General features: G+C 72.9%; 21 protein-coding genes and 1 pseudogene. 6 read left to right on the forward strand and 16 right to left on the reverse strand.

The genetic code is table 11. The annotated features are described in order from the left end of the window. Positions 1 to 3 precede the first annotated feature (3 nt). Both A4V12_RS17920 and A4V12_RS17925 read right to left on the reverse strand, forming a co-directional pair. Positions 4 to 891 carry a D-alanyl-D-alanine carboxypeptidase family protein gene (locus tag A4V12_RS17920; protein WP_064070355.1) on the reverse strand — a complete coding sequence of 296 codons (888 nt, stop codon included), beginning with the start codon at positions 889 to 891 and terminating at the stop codon, positions 4 to 6. A gap of 124 nt (positions 892 to 1,015) precedes the next feature. Beyond that, complete coding sequence (locus A4V12_RS17925; RefSeq protein ID WP_064070356.1) at positions 1,016 to 2,152, reverse strand: acyltransferase family protein; 1,137 nt, start codon at positions 2,150 to 2,152, stop codon at positions 1,016 to 1,018. A 167-nt stretch (positions 2,153 to 2,319) separates the two neighbouring features. Here A4V12_RS17925 and A4V12_RS17930 point away from each other — a divergent pair, with 167 nt between their 5' ends. Next, positions 2,320 to 3,078 (forward strand): transglutaminase domain-containing protein, encoded by a 759-nt coding sequence (locus A4V12_RS17930; protein WP_064070357.1) that lies wholly within the window; start codon positions 2,320 to 2,322, stop codon positions 3,076 to 3,078. 90 nt (positions 3,079 to 3,168) lie between these two features. Here A4V12_RS17930 and A4V12_RS17935 read toward each other — a convergent pair whose 3' ends face one another. After that, positions 3,169 to 4,500 (reverse strand): hypothetical protein, encoded by a 1,332-nt coding sequence (locus tag A4V12_RS17935; protein ID WP_064070358.1) that lies wholly within the window; start codon positions 4,498 to 4,500, stop codon positions 3,169 to 3,171. 83 nt (positions 4,501 to 4,583) lie between these two features. Between A4V12_RS17935 and A4V12_RS17940 the strand changes: the two genes are divergently transcribed. Genes A4V12_RS17940 through A4V12_RS17950 form a run of 3 tightly spaced genes read left to right on the forward strand, consistent with a single transcriptional unit; the run spans position 4,584 to position 7,002 of the window. Beyond that, positions 4,584 to 5,390, forward strand: coding sequence for an alpha/beta fold hydrolase (locus tag A4V12_RS17940; RefSeq protein ID WP_064070359.1), 807 nt, complete (start codon positions 4,584 to 4,586; stop codon positions 5,388 to 5,390). Beyond that, a complete protein-coding gene (locus A4V12_RS17945; RefSeq protein WP_064070360.1) occupies positions 5,387 to 6,673 on the forward strand; it encodes a PP2C family protein-serine/threonine phosphatase in 1,287 nt (428 codons plus the stop codon). The genes A4V12_RS17940 and A4V12_RS17945 overlap by 4 nt, the downstream gene beginning before the upstream one ends. Next, positions 6,667 to 7,002, forward strand: a complete 336-nt coding sequence (locus A4V12_RS17950) for an STAS domain-containing protein (protein WP_064070361.1) — start codon at positions 6,667 to 6,669, stop codon at positions 7,000 to 7,002. The genes A4V12_RS17945 and A4V12_RS17950 overlap by 7 nt, the downstream gene beginning before the upstream one ends. A 54-nt stretch (positions 7,003 to 7,056) precedes the next feature. On the opposite strand, the gene cimA is transcribed toward A4V12_RS17950, so the two are convergent. The 5 genes from cimA to ureA form a co-directional block, all read right to left on the reverse strand. Further along, positions 7,057 to 8,688, reverse strand: a complete 1,632-nt coding sequence (gene cimA, locus A4V12_RS17955; protein ID WP_064070362.1) for a citramalate synthase — start codon at positions 8,686 to 8,688, stop codon at positions 7,057 to 7,059. Between the two features lie 281 nt (positions 8,689 to 8,969). Then, entirely contained in the window at positions 8,970 to 9,539 is a 570-nt protein-coding gene (locus tag A4V12_RS17960) for a TetR/AcrR family transcriptional regulator (RefSeq protein ID WP_064070389.1), read from the reverse strand. A 59-nt stretch (positions 9,540 to 9,598) separates the two neighbouring features. Next, positions 9,599 to 10,636, reverse strand: a complete 1,038-nt coding sequence (locus tag A4V12_RS17965) for an agmatine deiminase family protein (RefSeq protein WP_064070363.1) — start codon at positions 10,634 to 10,636, stop codon at positions 9,599 to 9,601. Between the two features lie 10 nt (positions 10,637 to 10,646). Then, entirely contained in the window at positions 10,647 to 12,368 is a 1,722-nt protein-coding gene (locus A4V12_RS17970) for an urease subunit alpha (RefSeq protein WP_064070364.1), read from the reverse strand. Then, on the reverse strand, positions 12,365 to 13,072 hold the full coding sequence (ureA, locus tag A4V12_RS17975) for an urease subunit gamma (RefSeq protein ID WP_064070365.1): 708 nt from the start codon (positions 13,070 to 13,072) through the stop codon (positions 12,365 to 12,367). Before ureA ends, A4V12_RS17970 begins: the two co-directional genes overlap by 4 nt. Positions 13,073 to 13,215: 143 nt before the next feature. Here ureA and A4V12_RS17980 point away from each other — a divergent pair, with 143 nt between their 5' ends. After that, positions 13,216 to 14,664, forward strand: coding sequence for a cytosine permease (locus tag A4V12_RS17980; protein ID WP_064070366.1), 1,449 nt, complete (start codon positions 13,216 to 13,218; stop codon positions 14,662 to 14,664). Between the two features lie 90 nt (positions 14,665 to 14,754). Here the strand turns inward: A4V12_RS17980 and A4V12_RS17985 are convergent, their stop codons facing one another. From A4V12_RS17985 to A4V12_RS18015, 8 genes are all read right to left on the reverse strand, one after another. Next, a complete protein-coding gene (locus tag A4V12_RS17985; protein WP_064070367.1) occupies positions 14,755 to 15,846 on the reverse strand; it encodes a branched-chain amino acid aminotransferase in 1,092 nt (363 codons plus the stop codon). Positions 15,847 to 16,085: 239 nt separating this feature from the next. Continuing rightward, positions 16,086 to 17,129: a 3-isopropylmalate dehydrogenase gene (locus tag A4V12_RS17990; RefSeq protein WP_064070368.1), complete on the reverse strand. Its 1,044-nt coding sequence runs from the start codon at positions 17,127 to 17,129 to the stop codon at positions 16,086 to 16,088. Positions 17,130 to 17,192: 63 nt separating this feature from the next. Next, entirely contained in the window at positions 17,193 to 17,333 is a 141-nt protein-coding gene (locus tag A4V12_RS38060; protein ID WP_199831313.1) for a hypothetical protein, read from the reverse strand. Between the two features lie 236 nt (positions 17,334 to 17,569). Then, on the reverse strand, positions 17,570 to 18,115 hold the full coding sequence (locus tag A4V12_RS17995) for a GNAT family N-acetyltransferase (RefSeq protein WP_064070369.1): 546 nt from the start codon (positions 18,113 to 18,115) through the stop codon (positions 17,570 to 17,572). Positions 18,116 to 18,191: 76 nt separating this feature from the next. Beyond that, entirely contained in the window at positions 18,192 to 18,605 is a 414-nt protein-coding gene (locus A4V12_RS18000) for a hypothetical protein (RefSeq protein WP_064070370.1), read from the reverse strand. A 113-nt stretch (positions 18,606 to 18,718) separates the two neighbouring features. After that, positions 18,719 to 19,744, reverse strand: a complete 1,026-nt coding sequence (locus A4V12_RS18005) for a S1 family peptidase (protein ID WP_064070371.1) — start codon at positions 19,742 to 19,744, stop codon at positions 18,719 to 18,721. A gap of 138 nt (positions 19,745 to 19,882) precedes the next feature. Further along, positions 19,883 to 21,514 carry an L-glutamate gamma-semialdehyde dehydrogenase gene (gene pruA / locus A4V12_RS18010; RefSeq protein ID WP_064070372.1) on the reverse strand — a complete coding sequence of 544 codons (1,632 nt, stop codon included), beginning with the start codon at positions 21,512 to 21,514 and terminating at the stop codon, positions 19,883 to 19,885. Positions 21,515 to 21,530: 16 nt separating this feature from the next. Further along, positions 21,531 to 22,457 (reverse strand): proline dehydrogenase family protein, encoded by a 927-nt coding sequence (locus tag A4V12_RS18015; protein WP_064070373.1) that lies wholly within the window; start codon positions 22,455 to 22,457, stop codon positions 21,531 to 21,533. A 173-nt stretch (positions 22,458 to 22,630) separates the two neighbouring features. Between A4V12_RS18015 and A4V12_RS18020 the strand changes: the two are divergent. Next, a pseudogene (locus A4V12_RS18020) lies at positions 22,631 to 23,373 on the forward strand (PucR family transcriptional regulator); the annotation flags it as partial.

Genomic DNA, 23,373 nt, shown 5'->3' on the forward strand with positions numbered 1-23,373 from the left:
CCTCTAGCTCCTGAAGCCGTGGTTCATCAGCTTGGTCGCGTCCGTGTTGCGGTTGGCCTCCGAGGAGGAGGACAGGACCGTGCCGATGACCGTCCTGCCGCCGCGGGTGGCGGCGAAGACGAGGCAGTACTTGGCCTCCGGGCCGGAGCCGGTCTTCACCCCCAGGGCGCCCTGGTACGTGCCCAGCAGCTTGTTGGTGTTGGTCCATGCCATGTCGCGGTAGCCGCCCGTCTTCGTGGTGACCCGCTGCTTGGTCGACCTGGTCTTCACGACGGCGCGGAAGGTCGGGTTCTTCATCGCCTGTGCCGCGAGCTTCGTCAGGTCGCGCGGCGTCGAGTAGTTCTTGCCGTTGCCGATGCCGTCGAACGAGTCGAAGTGGGTGTTCTTCAGGCCCATGCCGGTGGCCGCGGCGTTCATCCTGCCGACGAACGACTTCACGCGCGCGGCGCGCGTGGAGCCGGTGCCGTAGGCGTCGGCCAGGGCGTACGCGGCGTCGCATCCGGAGGGGAGCATCAGCCCGTACAGCAGCTGCCGGACCGTCACCTTGTCGCCCACGATCAGCCGCGCCGAGGAGGCGGTCTTGGCCACGATGTAGTCGCTGTAGGCCATCTGGACGGTGACCTTCCGGTTCAGGTCCAGGTTCTTCTGCGAGAGGACCACATGGGCCGTCATGATCTTGGCCGTGGAGCCGGTGGGGAGCCTGCTGTCGGCACCCTTCGCGAACAGGGCGGCACCCGTGCCGGTGTTCATCACGAAGCCGCCCTTGGCGGTGATCGCCGGTGGCCGCACCGGGGCCGCCTGGGCCGGGGCGAGGCCGGCTCCGGCCGCCGACACGGCGCAGACGGTTGCGCACACCGCTCCGGCGCGGCTGATGTTCCTGCTGTTCACCATCGACACTCCCGTACGTGCAGCCGCGGCGGCTGCCCCGATAAGACCGCTACCGACAAGACACGCCGCCCCGCCCCGGGGATGCACGGCACGGGCGCGAAGCAACCGAAAGAGTGAACGCCCCGGTCTAGCGCCGGCCCGCCGTCCTCGGACCCGCGGCGGCCCGCGGCCCCAGCGCCCGCAGCCGCCGCTCCAGCGGGTGTTCGACCCAGTGGTAGGCGCACGCCGACAGCGTCAGGCTCACGGCGAGGACGAGGCACCAGACCGCCGCCGTGCCCACCGGGCCGGCGGGTCCGCCGAAGTGACCGAGCCAGAGGCGGATCACGATCTCGTGGATCAGGTACCAGGCGTACGACCAGTGCCCCAGCCGTACCGGCCAGGTGCCGCGCAGGCCGGTCGGCCGACCGTCGAGGTCCGCCCGCGCCGCCGCCGCGACCAGCAGGGCGAACAGCGGGGTGGCGAGCAGCTGGGAGGCGGCGTACGGGCCGTACCAGAGCGCGTCCGGGACGGCGTCGGACCAGGGCACCAGCGCCAGGTGCCAGCCGGCCACCAGCGCCACCGCGGGCCATAGGCCGACCGGCGGCCGCCACCCGCGGGCCACCGCCAGGCCCGTCACCACGCCCAGCAGGAACTGCGCCGTCCGCGTCAGGGGCAGGTAGTCCTGCGCCCACGCGCGCGTGGCGCCGTCGGCGATCAGCGCGCCGCCCAGCCACACCAGCACCACGGCCGCGCAGACTCCGCCCGCGATCCACCGCCGGCCGCGCGCTGACCGCACGGCGGGGAGCGCCATCAGCAGCGGGAAGACGAGGTAGAACCAGGCCTCGTCGCTGAGCGACCAGGCCGCCGGGTTGCCGCCCCGCAGCACCACCGGGTCGGGCACCCAGGCGTGGACGAGGAGCAGCGAGGCGGCCACCGCGCGGGCCGGAACCTCCTTGCCGAGGGCGAGCCACGCGCCCACCGACAGCACGGTGGTGGCGGCGAGGAGCGGCCAGATGCGGGCGAACCTGCGCCACAGGAAGACCGGCGCCGGCACCCTCTTCCCGTCGTACGTCCAGGCCAGTACGAATCCGGACAGCACGAAGAAGAACGTCACCCCGCTGCGCCCGTACCGGACCGCCTCGCCGAGGCCGGGCACTTCGCCCACCTGCCGGGACAGGTGGTAGAGCACCACCAGCAGGGCCGCCCAGAAGCGCAGTCCGGTGAGGGAGGGGAGCCGGTCCCTGCCGGTCGGCTCGGTGGAGGGGGCGCGGGGCGTGGGAGGCATCCCGCGATTATCCGGCCGGTCCCGCGCCCGGCCGCCGCGGGGGCGACAGCCGGGGCACGCGGGGGCGGCGGCCGGGGCACGCGGGGCGTCTCGGCCGGGCCGCGGGGCCTGCGCCGGAGGTCCCGGCCGGTGCCGGGGTGCGCGGGCGGGTGCCGTAGCATCCGGCCATGACGAGCACCCTGTTGACGCCGTGGTGGAAGCGCCAGCCGGTGGCGGCGCCCGGGGCCGGGGCCGAGGCCGAGGGCTCGGCCGCCGCGACCCGGATCCTCGACCTGCACGCCGCCGGGATCCAGCGGCTGCTGGGTGACGCGCGCGGCGCCGCGCCCGACGGCGGCGGGGAGCGGACGCTCGTGCTGGCGGCGCACCGCCTCATCAGCGAGCGGGTCCGCCCCGTCTACGCCATGAACGACGCCCAGCCCGCCTCCCGCACCCTGGCCAGGGGCCGTGGCTCGTGCAGCCAGCGCCTGGCGGTCCTGGAGGCGGTCGCCCGCGCGGCCGGTGTCCGTACCCGGGTGCGCGGGCTGCTGGTCGACGGCTCGTTCTGGTACCCGCGTTTCCCGCGGCTGCGCCCGCTGGTGCCGGACGCGGTGGTGCTGGCCTGGCCGGAGTTCCGCGTCGACGGTGCGTGGGTGAACGTCTCCGAGCTGTACGCGCCGCTCGACGTCCTCGGCGCCCGGGATCCGCGGGGCTTCACCAACACCGGATCGCAGACGCTCTTCGAGGCCCTGTCGTCCACCGCCGTGGACTGGGACGGGTCGATGTGCGGCACGGACAGCTGCCCGTCGTACGACCTGTCGGCCATGGTCCGCCGCGACCTGGGCCGGTTCTCCTCCCGCGACGAGCTGTTCGCGGCGCACGGCCAGACGCTGTGCCTGCCGGCGAGGGTGGCCGGCGGTGCGGTCCTCGGCCGGATGACTCCGGCGTGAGGTGACGGGGAGGGCTCACGGCCGCGGCCCGACGGGGACGCCACCACGGAGCCGAAAGCCCGTTCGCCGGCGCCGTCCGGTGACGGCGCCTCAGAACCCGCCGCCGCCGAAGTCGCCGCCGCCGAAGCCCCCGCCGTCGCCGAACCCGCCGCCCCCGCCGAAGTCCGAGGCGTTGAAGTCGCCGCCGGAGAAGTCGCCGCCCTCGTACCCGCCGCCGCCGTACTCCCCCGCGTACGCCGGGGTGGAGAGCATGGAGCCCAGCATGGTGCCCATCAGCAGACCGGGCAGGAGGCCGCCGCCGAAGTACCCGCCCGCCCACGGCCCGTACGCCGGTCCCGCCTCCCAGTAGGGACGGCGGCCGTACTCGGTGTCCACGGTGCGGGCCATGGGGTCCTCGCCCTGCGCCAGCCGTGCGGCGTCCGCCGCGCAGACCGGCACCTCGCGCACCGCGCCGCCGGACGGCGACCACTCCACCTCGGTGGCGGCCGGGCCGTGGCGCGGGTCGAAGAAGCAGGGCGCCCGCCGCTCGGGAAGCGGGCGGCCCTCGCGGCGGGCGGACAGGACGGCCAGCGCGTAGCGGCCGTCCTCGAGGGCCTCGGTCACGCCCCGTACGTCGTGGGGGTGCCGGGCCTGGCCCATCAGTGTCTTGGCCTTGTCGTACGAGTCGAGGGCCCGCTCGTAGTCGGCGCGCATCGCGTCGTCGGCGCCCTTCTCGCCCGGGTGGAAGTCGAGCCGGTCGAGCTCTTCGCCGTAGGCGGTGATGTCCTCGTCGACGACGACCCGCAGCTTGTCCAGTGCTTCCTGTTCCTCCTGGTAGCGCCGGCGCCGCTTGCGGCGGGTGACGGTGAGGGCGGTGGCGCCGCCCGCTGCGGCCAGGGCGCCGATCGTGATCAGTCCGGCGACGGGGACGCTCTCGCCCGGCACCCCGGACCAGCTGTCGGGGGCGTCGCCGCGCACCTGCGGAAGGGCCTGGTCGACGAAGTTGTTCAGCTCCGTGGTCGCGTCCACGCCGGGCTGCCGGACGGACTCCACGACGTTCTGCACGGCCCGGTCCGGCATCACGGCCCGGTCGGCCCCGGCGGCGAAGGCGTCACCGAGGCGCACCCCGTACAGGCCGGTGATGCCGGTCTGGGTGCGGAGGTTCTGGAGCAGGCCCTGCTGCGGGAACTCCGCCGTGGCGGGCAGCACCGCCACGAAGACGGGTTTGTCGGCTTCGCGGATCCGGTCCGCCAGGGCGTCGGCCGCGGGCTTGGGCAGCTGGTCGGCGGCGTCGGGGTGGACGTACACCGGGCCCTGCTTCAGCGCCTCGGCGGCGTCCTGGAGACCCGTGGCCCTGGCGCCCGCGGTCGGGGTCAGGGCCAGGAGCAGCAGCAGTGTCAGCCCCGCCAGGGCCGACAGAAGGGTGAGCGGCCTGGTCCTCATAGCATCGACGCTACCCCAAAAGAGGGTAAAGGGGACATAACAGTACGGGAGAATGGAACCGGGCCCAGTGGGAGGATGCTCGGATGGACATTCGTCGGCGGAACAACGTCTCGGTGATCGGCCGCGAGGACGGCCCGGCCCTGGTGCTCGCCCACGGGTTCGGCTGCGACCAGAACCTGTGGCGCCTGGTGGCGCCCGCGCTGGCCGAGGAGTTCCGCGTGGTGCTGTTCGACTACGTCGGCGCCGGCGGGTCGGACCTGTCGGCCTGGGACCCCGAGCGGTACTCCACCCTCGACGGGTACGCCGAGGACGTCCTCGACGTCTGCCGCGAGCTGGGCCTGCGCGACGCCGTGTTCGTCGGCCACTCCGTGAGCGCGATGGCCGGGGTGGTGGCCTCGGCCAGGGAACCCGGCCGGTTCGGCAGGCTGGTGCTGCTGACCCCGTCCCCCCGCTACATCGACGACGACGGCTACCGGGGCGGGTTCAGCAAGGAGGACATCGACGAACTGCTGGAGTCCCTGGACGCGAACTACCTCGGCTGGTCGGGCGTGATGGCCCCCGTGATCATGGGCGCTCCCGACCGCCCGGAACTGGGCGAGGAGCTCACCAACGCCTTCTGCCGCACCGACCCGGACATCGCCCGCGTCTTCGCCCGCACCACGTTCCTGAGCGACAGCAGGGACGACCTGGCCGGGGTGGCCGTGCCGACGCTGGTCGTGGAGTGCGCCGAGGACGTGATCGCCCCGCGCGAGGTGGGCGCCTACGTGCACGCCGCCATCCCCGGCAGCCGCCTGGTCACCCTGGACGCCACGGGGCACTGCCCGCAGCTCAGCGCACCCGAGGCGACCGTGGAGGCGATCCGGTCCTTCCTCCGGGACGGCGAACGGTGAGCCCCCGGGAACCGGCCCCGCCGCCGCAGGACGCCGGCTCCCTGGCCGAGCAGGCCGCCGCGGTGGCGCCGCTGCTGGAGGACTCCGCCGAGGACCTGTACGAGAACGCGCCCTGCGGCTACCTGTCCACCCTGATGAACGGCACCCTCGCCAAGGTCAACGGCACGCTGCTGTCCTGGCTCGGTTACCGCCGGGAGGAGCTGGTCGGCCGCAGGCGCTTCGCCGACCTGCTGACGATCGGCGGGAAGCTCTACCACGAGACGCACTTCGCGCCGCTGCTGCAGATGCAGGGCGAGGTCCACGGGATCGCCATGGAGCTCAAGGCGGCGGACGGCGCCCGGCTGCCCGTACTGGTCACCTCCGTCGTCAAGACCGACGCCGCCGGCGAGCCCCTGCTGATCCGCACCACCGTCACCGACGCCCGCGACCGCCGCGCCTACGAGCAGGAGCTGCTGCGCGCCCGCCGCGCCGCCGAGGAGGCGCACCGGGAGGCGGAGCGCAGCCGTGAGCACCTGCACGAGGTGGTCGCCGTCCTCCAGCGCAGCCTGCTGCCCCCGTCGCTGCCGCTCGTGCCCGGCCTGGAGACCGCCGCCCACTACCACACGGCCTCCCCCGACCACCTGGGCGGCGACTTCTACGACCTGTTCTCGCTGGGCGGCGGGCGCTGGGCCTTCTGCCTGGGCGACGTGTGCGGCAAGGGGCCCGAGGCCGCGGCCGTCACCTCGCTCGCCCGCCACACGCTGCGGGCCGCGGCCATGAACGACCCGGATCCCGAGGCCGTGCTGCACACCCTGAACTCGGTCCTGTACGAGCGGTACACGGGCGACGACCCGCGCTACTGCACCGTCGTCCTCGGGCTGCTGGAGGCGGCGGGCCTGCGGGACACCGGGTTCGACATCACCCTCGCCGGGGGCGGGCACCCGCCCGCGCTGCTGCTCCGGGACGACGGCACCGCCCGCTACGTCCCCACGCCCGGCGGCGTCCTCATCGGGATCCTGCCCCGGTCGTCCGTCACGGTCGTCCGCACCCGGCTGGAACCCGGGGACACGCTCGTGCTCTACACCGACGGCCTGACGGAGGCCCGCACCCCCGCGGGGCGGTACGGTGACGAGCAGCTCCTCGCCCATGTCTCCGCACTGGCGCCCTCGGGGGCGGAACCCACCGTCAAGGCACTCACCGATCTGCTGGAGAGCTTCGGCAACGGCCTCGACGACGACACCGCCATACTCGCCCTGGGCGTCCCCGCCCGCGCTCACGAGAACCCGACATCCTCACCATGCTGAAGACCACCACACGCCACACACCCGACGGCCCCGTGCTGGACGTCCACGGAGACCTGGACTTCCACACGGTCCCCGACTTCCGCAAGACCCTGGAGGGCGTGTCCCTGCTGCGGGGGCAGCGCCTCGTGCTGAACCTCGCCGGTCTGCGGTTCTGCGACTCCAGCGGCATCACCGCCTTCCTCGTCGCCCGCAACCTGGCCGCGACGGCCGGCGCGGAGGTCGCCCTGACCGCGGTGCCGGAGCCCACGTTCCGCGTCCTGCGCCTCGTGGGACTCGACCAGGTCTTCCCGATCGAGCCGGCGGAGCGGGCCGGGGCGGACAGCGCCTGAGCCGGCGGCGCCGCCCCGCCGGCGGCCGGGGCGGGCCGCGCTCGGCGGCACCGCCTACTCGGCCGGGTCCACGCCCGCGCGCAGCAGCCCGTACGTGTACGCGTCCTCCAGGGCCTGCCAGGACGCGGCGATGACGTTCTCGCCCACGCCGACCGTCGCCCAGTCGCCCTCGCCGTCGGTCGTGGTGATCAGGACCCGGGTCGTGGACTGCGTACCGTGCTTGCCCTCCAGGATGCGGACCTTGTAGTCCACCAGCTCCAGCTTCGCGAGCTGCGGGTAGATCCGTTCGAGGCCCGCGCGCATGGCGAGGTCGAGGGCGTTGACCGGGCCGTTGCCCTCGGCGGTGGCGACGATCCGCTCGCCCTTGGCCCACAGCTTGACGGTGGCCTCGTTGGCGTGGGTGCCGTCGGGGCGGTCCTCGACGATCGCGCGCCACGACTCGGTACGGAAGTAGCGGCGGGCGCGCCCCTCGACCTCGGCGCGCAGCAGCAGTTCGAAGGAGGCGTCGGCGGCCTCGTAGGTGTAGCCCTTGAGCTCGCGCTCCTTGACTCGCTCGACGACCCGGGAGACCAGGGCGCGGTCGTCTCCGAGGTCGACCCCCAGTTCCTTGCCCTTCAGCTCGATGGAGGCGCGGCCGGCCATGTCGGAGACGAGCATCCGCATGGTGTTGCCGACCCGCTCGGGGTCGATGTGCTGGTACAGGTCGGGGTCGACCTTGATGGCGGAGGCGTGCAGGCCGGCCTTGTGGGCGAAGGCGGAGACGCCGACGTACGGCTGGTGGGTGGAGGGGGTCAGGTTGACCACCTCGGCGATGGCGTGCGAGATGCGCGTCATCTCCTTGAGGGCCCCGTCGGGGAGCACCTTCTTGCCGTACTTCAGTTCCAGGGCGGCGACGACCGGGAAGAGGTTGGCGTTGCCGACGCGCTCGCCGTAGCCGTTGGCGGTGCACTGGACGTGGGTGGCGCCCGCGTCGACGGCGGCGAGGGTGTTGGCGACGGCGCAGCCGGTGTCGTCCTGGGCGTGGATGCCGAGGCGGGCCCCGGTGTCGGCGAGGACGGTGGCGACGACGGCCTGGATCTGGGCGGGGAGCATGCCGCCGTTGGTGTCGCACAGGATGACGACGTCCGCACCGGCCTCGGCGGCGGCGCGGACGACGGCCTTGGCGTACTCCGGGTTGGCCCGGTAGCCGTCGAAGAAGTGCTCGCAGTCGACGAACACGCGACGGCCCTGCTCGCGCAGGTACGTCACGGTGTCGCGGACCATGGCGACGTTCTCGTCCAGGGTGGTGCGCAGCGCCAGCTCGACGTGCCGGTCGTGCGACTTGGCGACCAGTGTGATGACGGGGGCGCCGGAATCGAGGAGCGCCTTGACCTGCGGGTCCTCGGCGGCGGTGGCGCCGGCGCGGCGGGTGGAGCCGAAGGCGACGAGCTGCGCGTTGCGGAAGCGGATCTCCTGCTTGGCGCGGGCGAAGAACTCGGTGTCGCGCGGGTTGGCCCCGGGCCAGCCGCCCTCGATGAAGCCGACGCCGAAGTCGTCCAGGTGCCGGGCGATGGTCAGCTTGTCCGCGACGGTGAGGTTGATGCCCTCGCGCTGGGCGCCGTCGCGCAGCGTGGTGTCGAAGACGTGGAAGCTGTCGTCGGCGGCGTCGGCGGCGACGGTGGGAAGACTGTCGGTCTCCGTGGTCATGACTGTGTTGGCTCCTGTCGGATGTGGCTCCGGACTCCCTGGATCCACCTGCCCCCATTCTCGCGCGCCGCCGTCGCCGGCCGTGGTGGGCCGGAAAACGAAAAGACCCCTCGCGGGTGCGAGAGGTCTGCGCGCGGGTCTGAGACACGGTGTCCACTGCCGCGGTGGTTCTGCCGCGATTCAGTGGTCACTGCGGACCGGCGCGCTGCTGCCCATAATCATGGTGGTAGCAAGCACGTCCGGCAGTCTGCCACAGACGGGGGTCCCGGTGGACCCGGGTCTCACATTCCGGGCGTCCCGGGGACGAGCGTGTCCGCGAGGAAGTCGCGGACGTGGCCGAGGACGGTCTCGCGGCCGGTGCCCGGTATGCCGACGGCGACGTGGACGCTGAAGCCGTCGAGCAGGGCGCGCAGGCGGGCCGCGAAGCGGTCGGGGTCGACGGGGCGCAGTTCGCCCCGTGAGATGCCCTCGGCGAGGAGGGCGACCAGGTCGCGGTGCCAGGCGCCCTCGATGGCGGCCTGGCGGGCGCGGGCGTCGGCGTCGGCGTTCTGCGAGCGGTTCCAGACCTCCAGCCAGAGCGTCCAGTGCGGGTCGCGCGGCCCGTCGGGCACGTACAGGTCGACGTACGCGTCCAGCCGTTCGCGCACCGGCGCCGGGCGGGACAGCAGCGCCCCGCGCTCGGCGCCGAGGCGGCCCTCGCTCCACTCCAGGGTCTGGAGCAGCAGCTCGTCCTTGGTGCGGAAGTAGTACAGGAGGTGCCCGCTGCTCATCCCGACCTCGCGGCCGAGCCCCGCCATGGTCAGCCCGTCGAGCCCGCGCTCGGCGATGGTGGCCATGGCGGCGGCGAGCAGGTCCTCCCTCGGCGGGGCGCTGTTGCGCCGCCGGGCGGCCGGTGTCGTACGGGGTTCGTTCACTCGTACGTTGTACCCGATGCCCGCCGGACCCTGGGCTGCTGCTGGGTGATGCAGTGGATGCCGCCCCCGCCCGCGAAGATCGTCCGCGCGTCGACGAGGGTGACCGTGCGGTCGGGGAAGAGGCGGCGGAAGATGCCCGCGGCGATCTCGTCGCGCGGGTCGTCGAAGGCGCACAGCACCACGCCGCCGTTGCAGAGGTAGTGGTTGATGTAGGAGTAGTCGACCCATTCGCCGTCCTCCTGGAGGACGGTCGGGGCCGGGACCTCGACGACCTCCAGCGGGCGGCCCTTGGCGTCGGTCTGCCCGCGCAGCAGGGCGACGTTCGCCTTGCACAGCTCGTGGTCCGGGTGCGCCGGGTCGGGCTGGGTGTGGGCGACGACGACGCCGGGGCGGGCGAAGGCGGCGACGATGTCGACGTGGCCGCGGGTGCCGTACATGCCGTAGTCGCCGGTCAGGCCGCGGGGCAGCCAGATCGCCTTGGTGGTGCCGAGCCGGGCGTGGATCTCCGCCTCGACCTGCTCGCGGGTCCACCCGGGGTTGCGCTCGGGGCCGAGCTGGACGGTGTCGGTGAGCAGGACCGTGCCCTCGCCGTCGACGTGAATGGCACCGCCCTCGTTGACCAGGGGGCTGCTGTGGACCGGGACGCCGGCGAGGTCGGCGACATGGCGGGCGATCTTCGCGTCGTGCTCCCAGCGTGCCCAGTCGGCGGCGCCCCAGCCGTTGAACACCCAGTCGACGGCGGCCAGTCGCTCGCCGTCGGTGACGAAGGTGGGGCCGATGTCGCGCATCCACGCGTCGTCCAGGTCCCGCTCGACCAAATCGATCCCGGGGCCGAGCAGCTCGCGGGCGCTGTCCCCGTCGCCGGGGGCGTGGACCACGGTGACGGGCTCGAAACGGCGTACGGCCCGGGCGACGGACGCCCAGGCCTCGCGGGCCTCGCGCAGCTCGTCGTCGTCGGTGAAGGTCGGGTTCTGCCCCGGCCAGGCCATCCAGGTGCGCTCGTGCGGGGCCCATTCGGCGGGCATGCGGAACATCGCGTGGTCCTTAGAGGAAGTAGAGGCGGTTGAGGGAGACGGAGTCGGCCGGGTCGGAGCGGACCGGATCGCCGTCGAGGGTGACCAGTCCGGTGCGGCCGTCGACCGCGACCTCGCCGATGCGGGAGTTGAGCAGCAGGTCGCCGGGGCCGATGCCGCGGGTGCCGCGTACGGCGACCCGGCGGCGGCGGGTCGGCATCAGGTCGTCTCCGGCCTCCGCGGCGGCGCCGGAGACGAACGCGACCGAGATGTCGGCGGCCGTCGCCCCGAACGCCCCGAACTGCGGTCCGAGGACGAGCGGTTCGCAGGTGTCGGTGGCGGCGTTCGGGTCGCCCACGACCCCGTACGCGGGGAAGCCCGACTTGAGGACGAGCTGCGGCTTGGCGCCGAAGTACTCGGGCCGCCACAGCACGATGTCGGCGAGCTTGCCGACCTCGATCGAGCCGACCTCGTGCGCGAGGCCGTGGGCGATCGCCGGGTTGATGGTGAGCTTGGCCATGTAGCGCAGGACGCGGGCGTTGTCGTCGCCGTCGCCGTCGCCTTCCAGGGGGCCCAGCTCCGCCTTCATCTTCCCGGCCATGGCGAAGGTCCGGCGTACGGTCTCGCCGGCCCTTCCCATGCCCTGCGCGTCCGACGACGTGATCCCGATCGCGCCGAGGTCGTGCAGGACGTCCTCCGCGCCCATCGTCCCGGCCCTGATGCGGTCGCGGGCCATGGCGGCGTCGCCGGGCAGGTCGGTCTTCAGGTCGTGGACGGAGACGATCATCCCGTAGTGCTCGGCGACCGCGTCCCGGCCGAAGGGCAGGGTGGGGTTGGTCGAGGAGCCGATGACGTTGGGGACGCCCGCCATCTTCAGCACGTTGGGGACGTGGCCGCCGCCGCAGCCCTCGATGTGGAAGGCGTGGATGGTGCGGCCCTCCAGCACCCTGAGGGTGTCCTCGACCGACAGGCATTCGTTCAGGCCGTCGCTGTGCAGGGCGACCTGGACGTCGTGGTCCTCGGCGACGCGCAGCGCGGTGTCGAGGGCGCGGGTGTGGGCGCCCATGTCCTCGTGGACCTTGAAGCCGCAGGCGCCGCCCTCGGCGAGCGCCTCGATCAGCGGGGCCTCGTGGGAGGAGGAGCCGCGGCCGAGGAAGCCGATGTTGACGGGCCAGGCGTCGAAGGCGCTGAAGGCGTGGCGCAGTGCCCACGGCGAGTTGACCCCGACGCCCCACACCGGGCCGAACTCCTGGCCGATGATCGTGGTGACTCCGGAGGCGAGGGACGCTTCCATGATGCGCGGCGACAGCAGGTGGACGTGAGTGTCGACGGCTCCGGCGGTGGCGATGAGGCCCTCGCCGGAGACGATGCTGGTGCCCGTGCCTACGACGACGTCGACTCCGTCGAGGGTGTCGGGGTTCCCGGCGCGGCCGATGGCGTGGATGCGGCCCTCGCGGATGCCGACGGACACCTTGCGGATGCCCTGGACGGCGTCGATGACCAGCACGTTGCTGATGACCACGTCGCAGGTCTCGCGGACGGCGGCGGCCTTGAGGTGCAGTCCGTCGCGGGCGGTCTTGCCGAAGCCGGCGAGGAACTCGTCGCCGGGCTTCTGGGCGTCCGACTCGACCCGGACCGTGAGGCCGGAGTCGCCGAGGCGGACGCGGTCGCCGGCGCGGGGGCCGTGCGTGGCGGCGTACTCGTGGGGGGTGAGGCGGCGCGCTGCGGCGGGGTGGCCTCCGGGGCGGCTCATCGCTCGGTCTCCTGGTCGGTGGTGTCCGGTACGCCGAGGTAGCCGCAGGCGGCGGCGCGGCGCAGTGCTTCCTCGCGGGCGCCCGGGGCGTCCAGCGGTCCGTCGACGAGACCGGCGAAGCCGATCGCCACGCGGTCGCCGCCGATCGGTACGAGGCCGACCTCCTCGCTCTCGCCCGGTCCGAAGCGCACCGACGAGCCGGCGGGGACGCAGAGCCGCATGCCGTAGGCCCGGGCGCGGTCGAAGTCGAGCCGCGGGTTGGCCTCGAAGAAGTGGAAGTGCGAGGTGACGGAGACCGGCACGGCCGCGGTGTTGGTGACCCGCAGGACCTCCACGGGCTCCGGTTCGGGGTGCTGCGGCGCCGGCAGCAGGGCGCCGGGGGCGTCGCCGCCCCGGCCGCCGCCCCCGATGGGGTCGGTGACCACCGCGAGCCGGGAGCCGTCGTCGAAGACGGCCTCCACATGGACCTCGGTCACCACGTCGGCGACGCCCGGCAGGACGTCGTCGGGGCCGAGGACCGCGCGGGCCTGCTCGATCGCCTCGGCGAGCCGCCGCCCGTCGCGGGCCGCCTCGCAGACGGTGTCCGCGACGAGGGCGGTCGCCTCGGGGACGTTGAGCCTCAGGCCGCGCGCCCGGCGGGCCCGGGCCAGCTCGGCGGCGCCGAAGATCAGCAGCCGGTCGCGCTCCGTGGGAGTCAGTCGCACGTCACCACACCTCCTGTTTGAGCATCACTCTAACCATAAGCGCGCTCGGAACAAACCATTGACGAGAGCACCGAGCGTCGGTCACATTGAGCGTCACTCTAAAACCTGTCCATGCATTGCCGAGCGAAGCGAGGAGAGCGCCCATGCCGAGGGAACAGCACGGAGTCGACACGATCCCGGAGGCGGAACGTACGAGCGGGCCGCGCGACCTGGTCTCGATCCTGGTGGGCTCCAACCTGTGCCTCGGCGTGATCGTCTTCGGCTGGCTGCCCGTCTCCTTCGGGCTCGGCCTGTGGCCCGCGGTGACCTCGATCCTGGCCGGCACGGTCGTCGGCGTCGCCGTCACCGCCCCGCTCGCGCTCGTCTCGCTGCGGACGGGCACGAACCTGTCCACGTCCAGCGGCGCCTTCTTCGGCGTGCGCGGCCGGCTCGTCGGCTCGGTGGTGGGGCTGCTGCTGTCGCTGGGCTACACGGCGCTGACGCTGTGGATCGGCGGCGACGTGACGCTCGGCACGCTGTCACGGCTGTTCGGCGTGCCGACCGGCCCGCTGGCCCACGCCCTCGTGTACGTCCTGCTCGCCGGCTGCACGGTGGCCGCGGCGGTGTACGGCTACCGGCTGCTGCTGCGCCTCAGCCGGTACCTGGCGGTCGGCATGACGCTGCTGCTCCTGCTGGGCATCCTCGCCTACGCCGGTGACTTCCGTGCCGCGCCGCCGCCGGACACCCCCTACCTGCTGGGGTCGTTCTGGCCCACGTGGCTGCTGTCGGCCGTGGCGGCGGGGCTGAGCGGGCCGGTCGCCTTCATCACCCTGCTCGGCGACTACACCCGGTACGTCTCGCCGCAGCGGCACAGCCCGCGCCGGGTGTGGCGCGCGACGTGCGCGGGCCTGTTCACGGGCCTGCTGGTGCCGCAGCTGTTCGGTACGTTCACGGCGCTCGCGGCGCGGGCGGGCACCGACTACGCGGGGCCGCTGGTCGCCGCGTCGGCACCCTGGTACCTGCTGCCGCTGCTGGTCGCGGCGAGCGCGGGGTCGGTGGGGAACGCGGGGCTGATGCTCTACTCGATGGGCCTGGACCTGGACGCGATCGTGCCGCGCGCCACCCGCTCCACGGCCACGCTGGTGGTGGCGGCCGTCGCGACGGCGTTCGTCTTCGCGGGCCACTTCGCCTGGGACGCGCAGGCGGCGATGACGTCGTTCGTGCTGCTGCTGACGGCGATCGGTACGCCCTGGGCGGCGATCACCCTGATCGGCCACCGGCGCTGCGGCGGCCACTACGACCCCGAGGCGCTGCAGGTCCTCAACCGGCGGGCGAAGGGCGGGATCTACTGGTTCCGCGGCGGCTGGCACCCGCGCGCCACGGCCGCCTGGGCGGTGGGCGCGGCGGTGGGCCTGGCGGCCGTGGCGACGCCGCTGTACGAAGGGCCGCTCGTGTCGCTGACCGGCGGCGTCGACCTGAGCTTCGTCCTGTCCGGCCTGGTGGGCGGCGGGGTGTACGCGGCGCTGACGCCCGCCCGCGGGGCCGCGGTCCCGGACGCCCTCGCGGCGCCCGGGACCCCTGCCACCACGACCACCGGGACCGGCGCCTTCTGACGTGCCCCGGCCCGCCGGGGGGCGCGGCACGCGGCGACGCCCGCGCCCCCGAGCGGGGGGCGCGGGCGTCTTCCCGTGCGTGCGGCGGGGTCAGGAGACCTGGTGGGTCCAGCCGTGGACGTCCTCGGCCGCGCCGGTCTGGATGGCCAGCAGGGTCTTGCGGAGCTTCAGCGTGACCTCACCGGGCTCGCCGCCCGACTGGGTCCACTCGCCGCTCGCCGACTTGACCCGGCCGACGGGGGTGATCACCGCGGCCGTACCGCAGGCGAAGACCTCCTTGAGGGTGCCGTTCTCGGTGTCGCGCCGCCACTGGTCGATGGAGATGCGGCCCTCCTCCGCCTCGAACCCGAGGTCGCCGGCGAGCCGCAGCAGCGAGTCACGGGTGATGCCGGCGAGCAGGGACCCGGTGAGCTCGGGCGTGACGATCTTCTTGTCGTACACGAAGTACAGGTTCATGCCGCCCAGCTCCTCGACCCACTTGTGCTCGACCGCGTCGAGGTAGGCGACCTGGTCGCAGCCCTTCGCGGCGGCCTCGGCCTGGGCGAGCAGGGACGCGGCGTAGTTGCCGCCGGTCTTGGCGAAGCCGATGCCGCCGGGAACGGCGCGGACGCGGTCCTCGGAGAGCCAGATCGACACGGGCTTCACACCGCCGGGGAAGTACGCGCCGGCCGGCGAGGCGATGACGATGAACAGGTACTCGTTGGCCGGGCGGACACCCAGTCCGACCTCATTGGCGATCATGAACGGGCGCAGGTAGAGCGACTCCTCGCCGCCGTGCGGCGGCACCCAGGCCTGGTCCTGCTGGACCAGCGCGTCGCACGCGGCGACGAACGTCTCGACCGGCAGCTCCGGCATGGCCAGGCGCTTGGCCGAGATCTGGAACCGCTCGGCGTTGGCCTCGGGCCGGAACAGCGAGATCGAGCCGTCGGGGCGGCGGTAGGCCTTCAGCCCCTCGAAGATCTCCTGCGCGTAGTGCAGGGTCATGTTCGCCGGGTCGATCGAGAGCGGCGCGTACGGCGTCAGCTCGGCGTCGTGCCAGCCACGCCCCTCCGTCCACTTGATCGTCACCATGTGGTCGGTGAAGTGGCGGCCGAATCCGGGGTTGGCCAGGATCGCCTCGCGCTCCGCGTCGGACAGCGGGTTCGAGGAGGGCTTGAGCTCGATCGTGGGCGTCGTCGTCATGAGTGCTGTGTCCTTCACCGTTGTGTGTGACGGACCGCGCTCACGCCGCTACACCTGCTAGGACGTCCGAGCTTTCCCGCATGCCGCGGCCCCACGTTCGATTATCGCTCGCGTGGCCGGTGCAATGAAACGGCTGGAGTGCGGTCCAGGGTTGATGGTGGCACCCGGGGCCGCACAGGAGAAGCCGCCGGGTGCGTGTGCGACCCGGCGGCTGTGTCTGGTGATCCTCAGTCGGCGGGTCAGCTCGCTACGCGTACCGCGAGCGCGTCGCCGATCTGGTCCGTCGTGCGCGGCGCCGAGGGGTCGCGCTCCGCCAGGTCGGCGGCGACCGTCTCCTCGATGCGGACGGCCTCGGCCTCGTAGCCCAGGTGACGCAGGAGGAGCGCGACCGACAGGATCGTCGCGGTGGGGTCGGCCTTGCCCTGGCCCGCGATGTCGGGCGCGGACCCGTGGACGGGCTCGAACATCGACGGGAACTCGCCCGTCGGGTTGATGTTGCCGGACGCGGCCAGGCCGATGCCGCCGGTCACGGCCGCGGCGAGGTCGGTCAGGATGTCGCCGAAGAGGTTGTCGGTGACGATGACGTCGAAGCGCTCGGGCTGGGTGACGAAGAAGATCGTCGCGGCGTCGACGTGCAGGTAGTCGGTGGTGACCTCGGGGTACTCCTCGCCGACCTTGTCGAAGATGTTCTTCCACATGTGGCCGGCGTACACCAGGACGTTGTTCTTGTGGACCAGCGTCAGCTTCTTGCGCGGGCGGGCATTGGCGCGCTCGTACGCGTCCCGCACGACGCGCTCGACGCCGTACGCCGTGTTGACGCTGACCTCGGTGGCCACCTCGGCCGGGGTGCCGGTGCGCAGCGAGCCGCCGTTGCCGGTGTAGGGGCCCTCGGTGCCCTCGCGGACGACGACGAAGTCGATGTCGGGGCGGCCGGCCAGCGGGGTGGCGGTGTTCGGGAAGAGCTTCGACGGACGCAGGTTGACGTAGTGGTCGAAGGCGAAGCGCAGTTTGAGCAGCAGCCCGCGCTCCAGGACCCCGGAGGGCACGGAGGGGTCGCCGATCGCACCGAGCAGGATGGCGTCGTGGCCCCTGAGGGACTCCAGCTCCGCGTCGGGGAGGGTCTCCCCCGTGCGGTGCCAGCGCTTGGCGCCGAGGTCGTACTCCTTGGTCTCCAGCTTCACATCCTGCGGGAGGACGGAGCGAAGGACCTTCAGGCCCTGGGCCACGACTTCCTGGCCGATGCCGTCACCGGGAACCACTGCGAGATCGATGCTGCGAGACATGTCCGCACCCTACTCCCCCGTCCCAGAGCCTGACATGAGCGTTCCGGAATGTGGACGCCCGGATCAGTTGGCGTGTCCGGTGGCCCCGCCGTTGTCCCGCCGGTCGAGGGCGCGCTGGAGGGCGGCGGCGGCGTTGCGGCGCTCGGCGTCGGAGGGGCGCGGGGCGGCGTGGCGGACACGGCGGACGGAGGTCTGAGCGGCCATGACGATCGACTCCTTGAGATCAGAACGATTCGAGGCGCCGGAAGGGGCGGGGAGCGCGGCCGCAGGGGTTGCCTGCCGGGGGCGCGGCGCTCGCATCCGCGTTCGCTCGATGGAGCGAGACGTTCGGCTTCTACAAAGCTAAGCCGTCGTGGAGCGTCTGTCTCCACAATTACTCGGACTTCCTACTATCTGAGACGAGTGCCGGTGGAGTCCGGCCCGCGCCGCCTCCCGCGCTCCTACAGGACGTCGCCGTCGCGCCAGTCGAAGAGCAGCGCGCCCGCGTCAGCGGCGGGCAGCGGCCGGCCGCGCGACGGGCGCAGGTACGTCGAGTCCTCCTCGTCCGGCAGGTGCGCCACCCCGTCCGGGCCGTACGCCTCGACGCGGCCGTTCCACAGCTGCCAGCCGCGCGCCCGGTACAGCTCGGCGCCCTCGTCGGAGGCCGACAGCGCGCCGAACGCGTACGCCCCGTCGACGACCTCCTCCAGCGCCGCCATCACCCGGCCGCCCAGGCCCTGGCGGCGGCGGTCGGCGCGGACGGCGACCGCCTCCACGTACCCGATCCGGTACGAGCGGCCCGCGTGGCCCACGCGGCGCATGATCACGCTGCCGTGCGCGGCCACACCGTGCTCGTCCTCCACGTACGCGTGGACGCCGCCGAGGCCGTGGTCCCAGTCCTCGTCGCCGAAGTCGCCGTCGAACGCGGCGTCCAGCATCGCCCGTATCCCGGCGAGGGCGGCGGAGGACAGCTCGTAGGTGTGAGCCGTACGCAACGAGTCGGTCATACGGCCCAGTTTCCCAGCGGCGACGGGGCGGGCGGTGACAAATCGGCCACCACCCGCCCCGCGCCGTCCGGAAGTGTCAGAGCCGGCCGCCCGTCAGCCGGGAGAGCGGGCCGCGCTGCCGCAGACCGGCCCGGCGGCCCAGGGCGTACGAGGACGCCACGACGGTCGCCACGCCGGCGCCCGCGCCGGTGACGATGGCCTTCCGGGCCTTGAACAGCGTCCAGGCCACCCCCGCCTTGCCGACGGTGCGGCCGGCCGCCGTGCTGACGGCCGACTGGGCCGTCCGGGCGGCGGACTTCGCCTTCTCGGCGGTCGCCCCGCCGATGCCGGCGAGCTTCTCCATGCCGCCGCCCGCGGACTGCGACGCGGACTTCCCGGCATCCTGCGCCGTCTTGCCCGCGCTCTTGGCGGTGTCCTGCGCCCGCTCCTTGGTCGCCGTGCCGGCCCGCGATGCGGTCTTGGTCGTCGAAGTCTTGTTCGTCTCGGTCATGCTGTGCGGATAACCGCTCAGCGCCCCCGCAAACTGGGGCCGTTCGGCCCGTACCGCGCCGCCGCCGCGCCCGGGGACGGCGCCGTCCGTCCCCGGGCGCGGCCGCCCGCGGGTCAGTAGACGCTGACGCCGTACGCGCTCAGCGCCTCGCGCACCGGCTGGTGGATCGCCGAGCCGCTGGTGCCCGTGCAGCCGGAGCTGCCGGAGTGGATGCCGAGGGCGACCGACCCGGCGAAGTGGGCGCCGCCGCTGTCACCGCCGGCCGAGCACGCCGTCGTACGGACCAGGCCGTAAACCGGGCCGTCGCTGTAGTTGACGGTCACGTTCACGGCGGTGACGGTGCCGCTGGTGACCTTGGTGGTGGAGCCGCTCTTGCGGATGGCCTGCCCGACGACGGCGTCCGCCGCGGAGGAGATGTCCTGCTGACTGCCGTTGTGGAGGCTGACGCCGCCCGGGGTGTTCGCCGTGCTGGTGTAGCGGACCAGGCCGTAGTCGTTGGTCGGGAAGCTGGTGCCCTCCCGTACGCCGATCTGCGCCCCGCCGGACGTCGCCGACCAGCTCGACGCGGAGTTGGTGCAGTGTCCGGCGGTCAGGAAGTACCGGGTGGTCCCCTTCTGCACGTTGAAGGCGGCCGAGCAGCGGAATCCGCCTCCGTACACGGCCTCGCCGCCCGCGACCTCGCGCGTGAAGGTGCCCGGTACGCGGCTGATCCGCACCGCCCCGTCGAGCGAGGCGGCGACCCGGCGCAGCCGGGCCATGTCGCGGGCGCCGACGGAGGAGTCGGCCTCGACGGCGATCAGGTTGGCGCGCGGGTCCAGTCCCCAGGAGGTGCCCGGGATCTTCGCCCGCCGCTCCAGCGCGGCCATGGCGGCGGAGAGTTCGGCGGATCCGCGGGTGACGATCCGCGGCACCGCTCCGGCGGCACGGGCCCGCTCGGCGGCGGCCCGGGTGGTGACGGTGGCGATCAGCCGGCCGTCCTCCAGGTACGTCCCGGCGCTCTCGGCGCCGAGCTGCCGCTCGACGGCCGTGTCGAGGGCGTACGGGGTGGGGGTGGAGGCGGCGGGGGTGGCGCCGAGGCCGAGCGTGGCTAAGACGAGTGCGGCGGACAGGGCGATGCGCGCACGGGTGGTGCGTCTCATCCCGGGTCTCCTTCGTCGTACGACGGGTGGGGTACCGGAAAATTGACATGTCCACCACATAAAGACAAGGGTGCCCGCACGCGAACCGCCCCCGCCCGGCGTGGGGGCCGGACGGGGGCGGTGTCTGCGGGACGGGCGTCAGCCCATGTGCGGGTACGTGTAGTCCGTCGGCGGGACCAGCGTCTCCTTGATGGCGCGGGTCAGCGTCCAGCGCATCAGGTTCTGCGGGGCGCCGGCCTTGTCGTTCGTACCGGAGGCACGGCCGCCGCCGAAGGGCTGCTGGCCGACGACGGCGCCGGTCGACTTGTCGTTGATGTAGAAGTTGCCCGCGGCGTACCGGAGCTTCTCCATCGTGTACGCGGCCGCGGCCCGGTCGCCCGCGATGACCGAACCGGTCAGCGCGTACGCCGAGACCGACTCCATCTGCTCCAGCATCGCGTCGTAGTCCTCGTCCTGGTAGACGTACACCGCGAGGATGGGGCCGAAGTACTCGGTCGTGAAGACCTCGTTGGCCGGGTCCGTGCACTCGATGACGGTCGGGCGGACGAACCAGCCGACCGAGTCGTCGTAGGTGCCGCCCGCGACGATCGTGCACGCCGGGTCGGCCTTGGCGCGGTCGATGGCGGCCTTGTTCTTGGCGAAGGACCGCTCGTCGATGACGGCGCCGATGAAGTTCGTCAGGTCGGTGACGTCACCCATCCTGATGCCGTCGACCTCGGCCGCGAACTCCTCCTTGAAGCCGGAGTTCCAGATCGAGGCCGGGATGTACGCGCGCGAGGACGCCGAGCACTTCTGGCCCTGGTACTCGAAGGAGCCGCGGGTCAGCGCGGTCTTCAGCACGGCGCGGTCGGCGCTCGGGTGGGCGACGACGAAGTCCTTGCCGCCGGTCTCACCGACGATGCGCGGGTAGCCGCGGTACTTCTCGATGTTGTTGCCGACCGTCTTCCACAGGTGCTGGAAGGTCTTGGTCGAGCCGGTGAAGTGGATGCCCGCGAGCTCCGGGTGGTTCAGCGCCACCTCGGAGACGGCGATGCCGTCGCCCGTCACCAGGTTGATGACGCCCTTGGGCAGGCCCGCCTCCTCCAGCAGCTGCATGAGCAGCACGGCGGCGTGGGTCTGCGTCGGGGACGGCTTCCACACGACCACGTTGCCCATCAGGGCGGGGGCGGTGGGGAGGTTGCCCGCGATGGCGGTGAAGTTGAAGGGCGTGATCGCGTAGACGAAGCCCTCCAGCGGGCGGTGGTCGAGGCGGTTCCACACACCCGGGGCGTTGGCCGGCGGCTGCTCGGCGAGCAGGTCGCGGGCGTACTTGACGTTGAAGCGCCAGAAGTCGACCAGCTCGCACGGCGTGTCGATCTCGGCCTGCTGGACCGTCTTGGACTGGCCGAGCATGGTCGAGGCCGCCATCGTCTCGCGCCAGGGGCCGGCGAGCAGCTCGGCGGCGCGCAGGATGATCGCGGCGCGGTCGTCGAAGGACATCGCGCGCCAGGCCGGAGCGGCGGCCAGGGCCGCGTCGATCGCGTCCTGGGCGTCCGCCTGCGTGGCGCCGGCGAAGGTGCCGAGGACCTTGGCGTGGTTGTGCGGCTGCACGACGTCGACGCGCTCACCGCCGCCCATCCGCTTGACGCCGCCGATGGTCATCGGGAGCTCGATGGGGTTCTCGGACAGCTCCTTGAGCTTCGCCTCCAGGCGGGCGCGCTCGGCCGAACCGGGGGCGTAGGTGTGGACCGGCTCGTTGACCGGAGCGGGGACCTGGGTCACAGCGTCCATGAGTTCCGTAACTCCTTCAGTTCTTGGTGATCATCGAGCGGACGAAGAACAGCAGGTTGGCCGGCTTCTCCGCGAGGCGGCGCATGAAGTACCCGTACCAGTCGGTTCCGTACGCGGTGTAGACGCGCATCCGGTGCCCCTCGGCGGCGAGCCGCACGTGCTCGTCGCTGCGGATCCCGTACAGCATCTGGAACTCGTACTCGTCCAGTTTGCGCCCGGCGCGGCGCGCGAGCTCCTGCCCGATGGCGATGAGCCGCGGATCGTGCGACCCGATCATCGGGTAGCCGTCGCCCTCCATCAGGATCCTGAGGATCCGGACGTACTCCTTGTCGATCTCCGTCTTGTCCTGGTACGCGACGGAGGCGGGCTCCTTGTAGGCGCCCTTCACGATCCGGACGCGGCTGCCGTTCGCGGCGAGGCGACGGGCGTCCTCCTCGGTACGGAAGAGGTACGCCTGGATGACGCAGCCGGTCTGCGGGAAGTCCTTCCGCAGCTCCTCGTGGATGGCGAACATCGAGTCGAGGGTGGTGTGGTCCTCCGCGTCCAGGGTGACCGTGGTGCCGATGGCGGCGGCCGCCTCGACGACCGGGCGGACGTTGGCGAGGGCCAGCTCGTGGCCGCCGTCGAGCGCCTGGCCGAACATCGAGAGCTTGACCGACATCTCGGCCCGGGTGCCGAGGTCCAGCCCCTTGAGGCGGTCGATCAGCTCCAGGTAGGCGTCGCGCGCGGCGAACGCCTGTTCGCGGGTGGTGATGTCCTCCCCCACCACGTCCAGGGTGACCTCCAGGCCCCTGGCCGTCGTCTCCCGGACGATGGGGACGACCTGCTCGACCGTCTCACCGGCGATGAAGCGGCCGACGACCTGCTTGGTGCCCGGAGCGGCAGAGACGAAACGGCGCATCTTGTCGCTGCGCGACGCGGCGAGGATCACGGGACCCAGCACGGGGCACCTCCACGGAACACGGATCGAAGGGGGCCGGAGACGGAAGATTCCGTATCGGCACGGAGAACCACCGTGAAACCTAAGGATCGCTTCGATGGTCGGCCATCGACAGCTGTCACGCATCCGTGCCCCACGTCTCATACAGATGTCTGAGCGAGTGGCAGAATGTCCGGGTGAAGGCCGATTACCAGGACCTGGTCGACGAGATCTCGGCGCTCCTCGGCGCCCCCGCCACGCTGGAGAACCGCGACTTCGGGCTGATCGCCTTCGGCGCGCACGACAGCGACGACGACACCGCGATGGACCCCGTGCGCACCCGTTCCATCCTGACCAGGAAGTCCACCCCCGCGGTGCGCGCCTGGTTCGAGGGGTTCGGCATCACCCGGGCGACCGGCCCGGTGCGCATCCCCGCCGCCCCGGACGCGGGCGTCCTGCGCGACCGGATCTGCCTCCCGGTACGGCACCGGGGCGTCGTGCTCGGATACGTGTGGCTCCTCGACGCCGACCCCGGGCCTTCCGCCGGCCGGCTGACGGCCGCCATGGAGGTGGCCGAGCGGATCGGCGCCCTGCTGGCGGACGAGGAGCGGGCGGACGCCGACCTCTCCCGCGAGCTGCGGGCCGTCCTCACCGCCGAGGGCGGATGGCAGTACGACATGGCCGTCGCCGCGCTGCGCACGGCGCTCGGCCGCGACGCGGAGGGGCTGCACGCGCTGCTCTGCGTCGCGCCCTGGCCCGGCCCCGGGACGCCCTCCGTCCGCACCGCCCCCGGCGTCGCGGCCCTCTGCACGGTGCCGTGGCCGGCGCGCACGGCGCGGGACCCGCACCCGGGCGGGACGGGGGCGGGCGGAGCGGGGGCCGAGGCCGGCGGGGCGGGTGCGGGGGCCGGCGGGGCGGGTGCGGGGGCCGGCGGGGCGGG

Source organism: Streptomyces noursei (assembly GCF_001646665.1).
Lineage (GTDB): Bacteria > Actinomycetota > Actinomycetes > Streptomycetales > Streptomycetaceae > Streptomyces > Streptomyces lavendulocolor.

Excerpts from the sequence above, each read along its gene's own strand:
- A4V12_RS17920 (WP_064070355.1), bottom strand. The coding sequence starts at position 891 with ATGGTGAACAGCAGGAACATCAGCCGCGCCGGAGCGGTGTGCGCAACC.
- A4V12_RS17925 (WP_064070356.1), bottom strand. The coding sequence starts at position 2,152 with ATGCCTCCCACGCCCCGCGCCCCCTCCACCGAGCCGACCGGCAGGGAC.
- A4V12_RS17930 (WP_064070357.1), top strand. The coding sequence starts at position 2,320 with ATGACGAGCACCCTGTTGACGCCGTGGTGGAAGCGCCAGCCGGTGGCG.
- A4V12_RS17935 (WP_064070358.1), bottom strand. The coding sequence starts at position 4,500 with ATGAGGACCAGGCCGCTCACCCTTCTGTCGGCCCTGGCGGGGCTGACA.
- A4V12_RS17940 (WP_064070359.1), top strand. The coding sequence starts at position 4,584 with ATGGACATTCGTCGGCGGAACAACGTCTCGGTGATCGGCCGCGAGGAC.
- A4V12_RS17950 (WP_064070361.1), top strand. The coding sequence starts at position 6,667 with ATGCTGAAGACCACCACACGCCACACACCCGACGGCCCCGTGCTGGAC.
- cimA (WP_064070362.1), bottom strand. The coding sequence starts at position 8,688 with ATGACCACGGAGACCGACAGTCTTCCCACCGTCGCCGCCGACGCCGCC.
- A4V12_RS17965 (WP_064070363.1), bottom strand. The coding sequence starts at position 10,636 with ATGTTCCGCATGCCCGCCGAATGGGCCCCGCACGAGCGCACCTGGATG.
- A4V12_RS17970 (WP_064070364.1), bottom strand. The coding sequence starts at position 12,368 with ATGAGCCGCCCCGGAGGCCACCCCGCCGCAGCGCGCCGCCTCACCCCC.
- A4V12_RS17980 (WP_064070366.1), top strand. The coding sequence starts at position 13,216 with ATGCCGAGGGAACAGCACGGAGTCGACACGATCCCGGAGGCGGAACGT.
- A4V12_RS17985 (WP_064070367.1), bottom strand. The coding sequence starts at position 15,846 with ATGACGACGACGCCCACGATCGAGCTCAAGCCCTCCTCGAACCCGCTG.
- A4V12_RS17990 (WP_064070368.1), bottom strand. The coding sequence starts at position 17,129 with ATGTCTCGCAGCATCGATCTCGCAGTGGTTCCCGGTGACGGCATCGGC.
- A4V12_RS38060 (WP_199831313.1), bottom strand. The coding sequence starts at position 17,333 with ATGGCCGCTCAGACCTCCGTCCGCCGTGTCCGCCACGCCGCCCCGCGC.
- A4V12_RS17995 (WP_064070369.1), bottom strand. The coding sequence starts at position 18,115 with ATGACCGACTCGTTGCGTACGGCTCACACCTACGAGCTGTCCTCCGCC.
- A4V12_RS18000 (WP_064070370.1), bottom strand. The coding sequence starts at position 18,605 with ATGACCGAGACGAACAAGACTTCGACGACCAAGACCGCATCGCGGGCC.
- A4V12_RS18005 (WP_064070371.1), bottom strand. The coding sequence starts at position 19,744 with ATGAGACGCACCACCCGTGCGCGCATCGCCCTGTCCGCCGCACTCGTC.
- pruA (WP_064070372.1), bottom strand. The coding sequence starts at position 21,514 with ATGGACGCTGTGACCCAGGTCCCCGCTCCGGTCAACGAGCCGGTCCAC.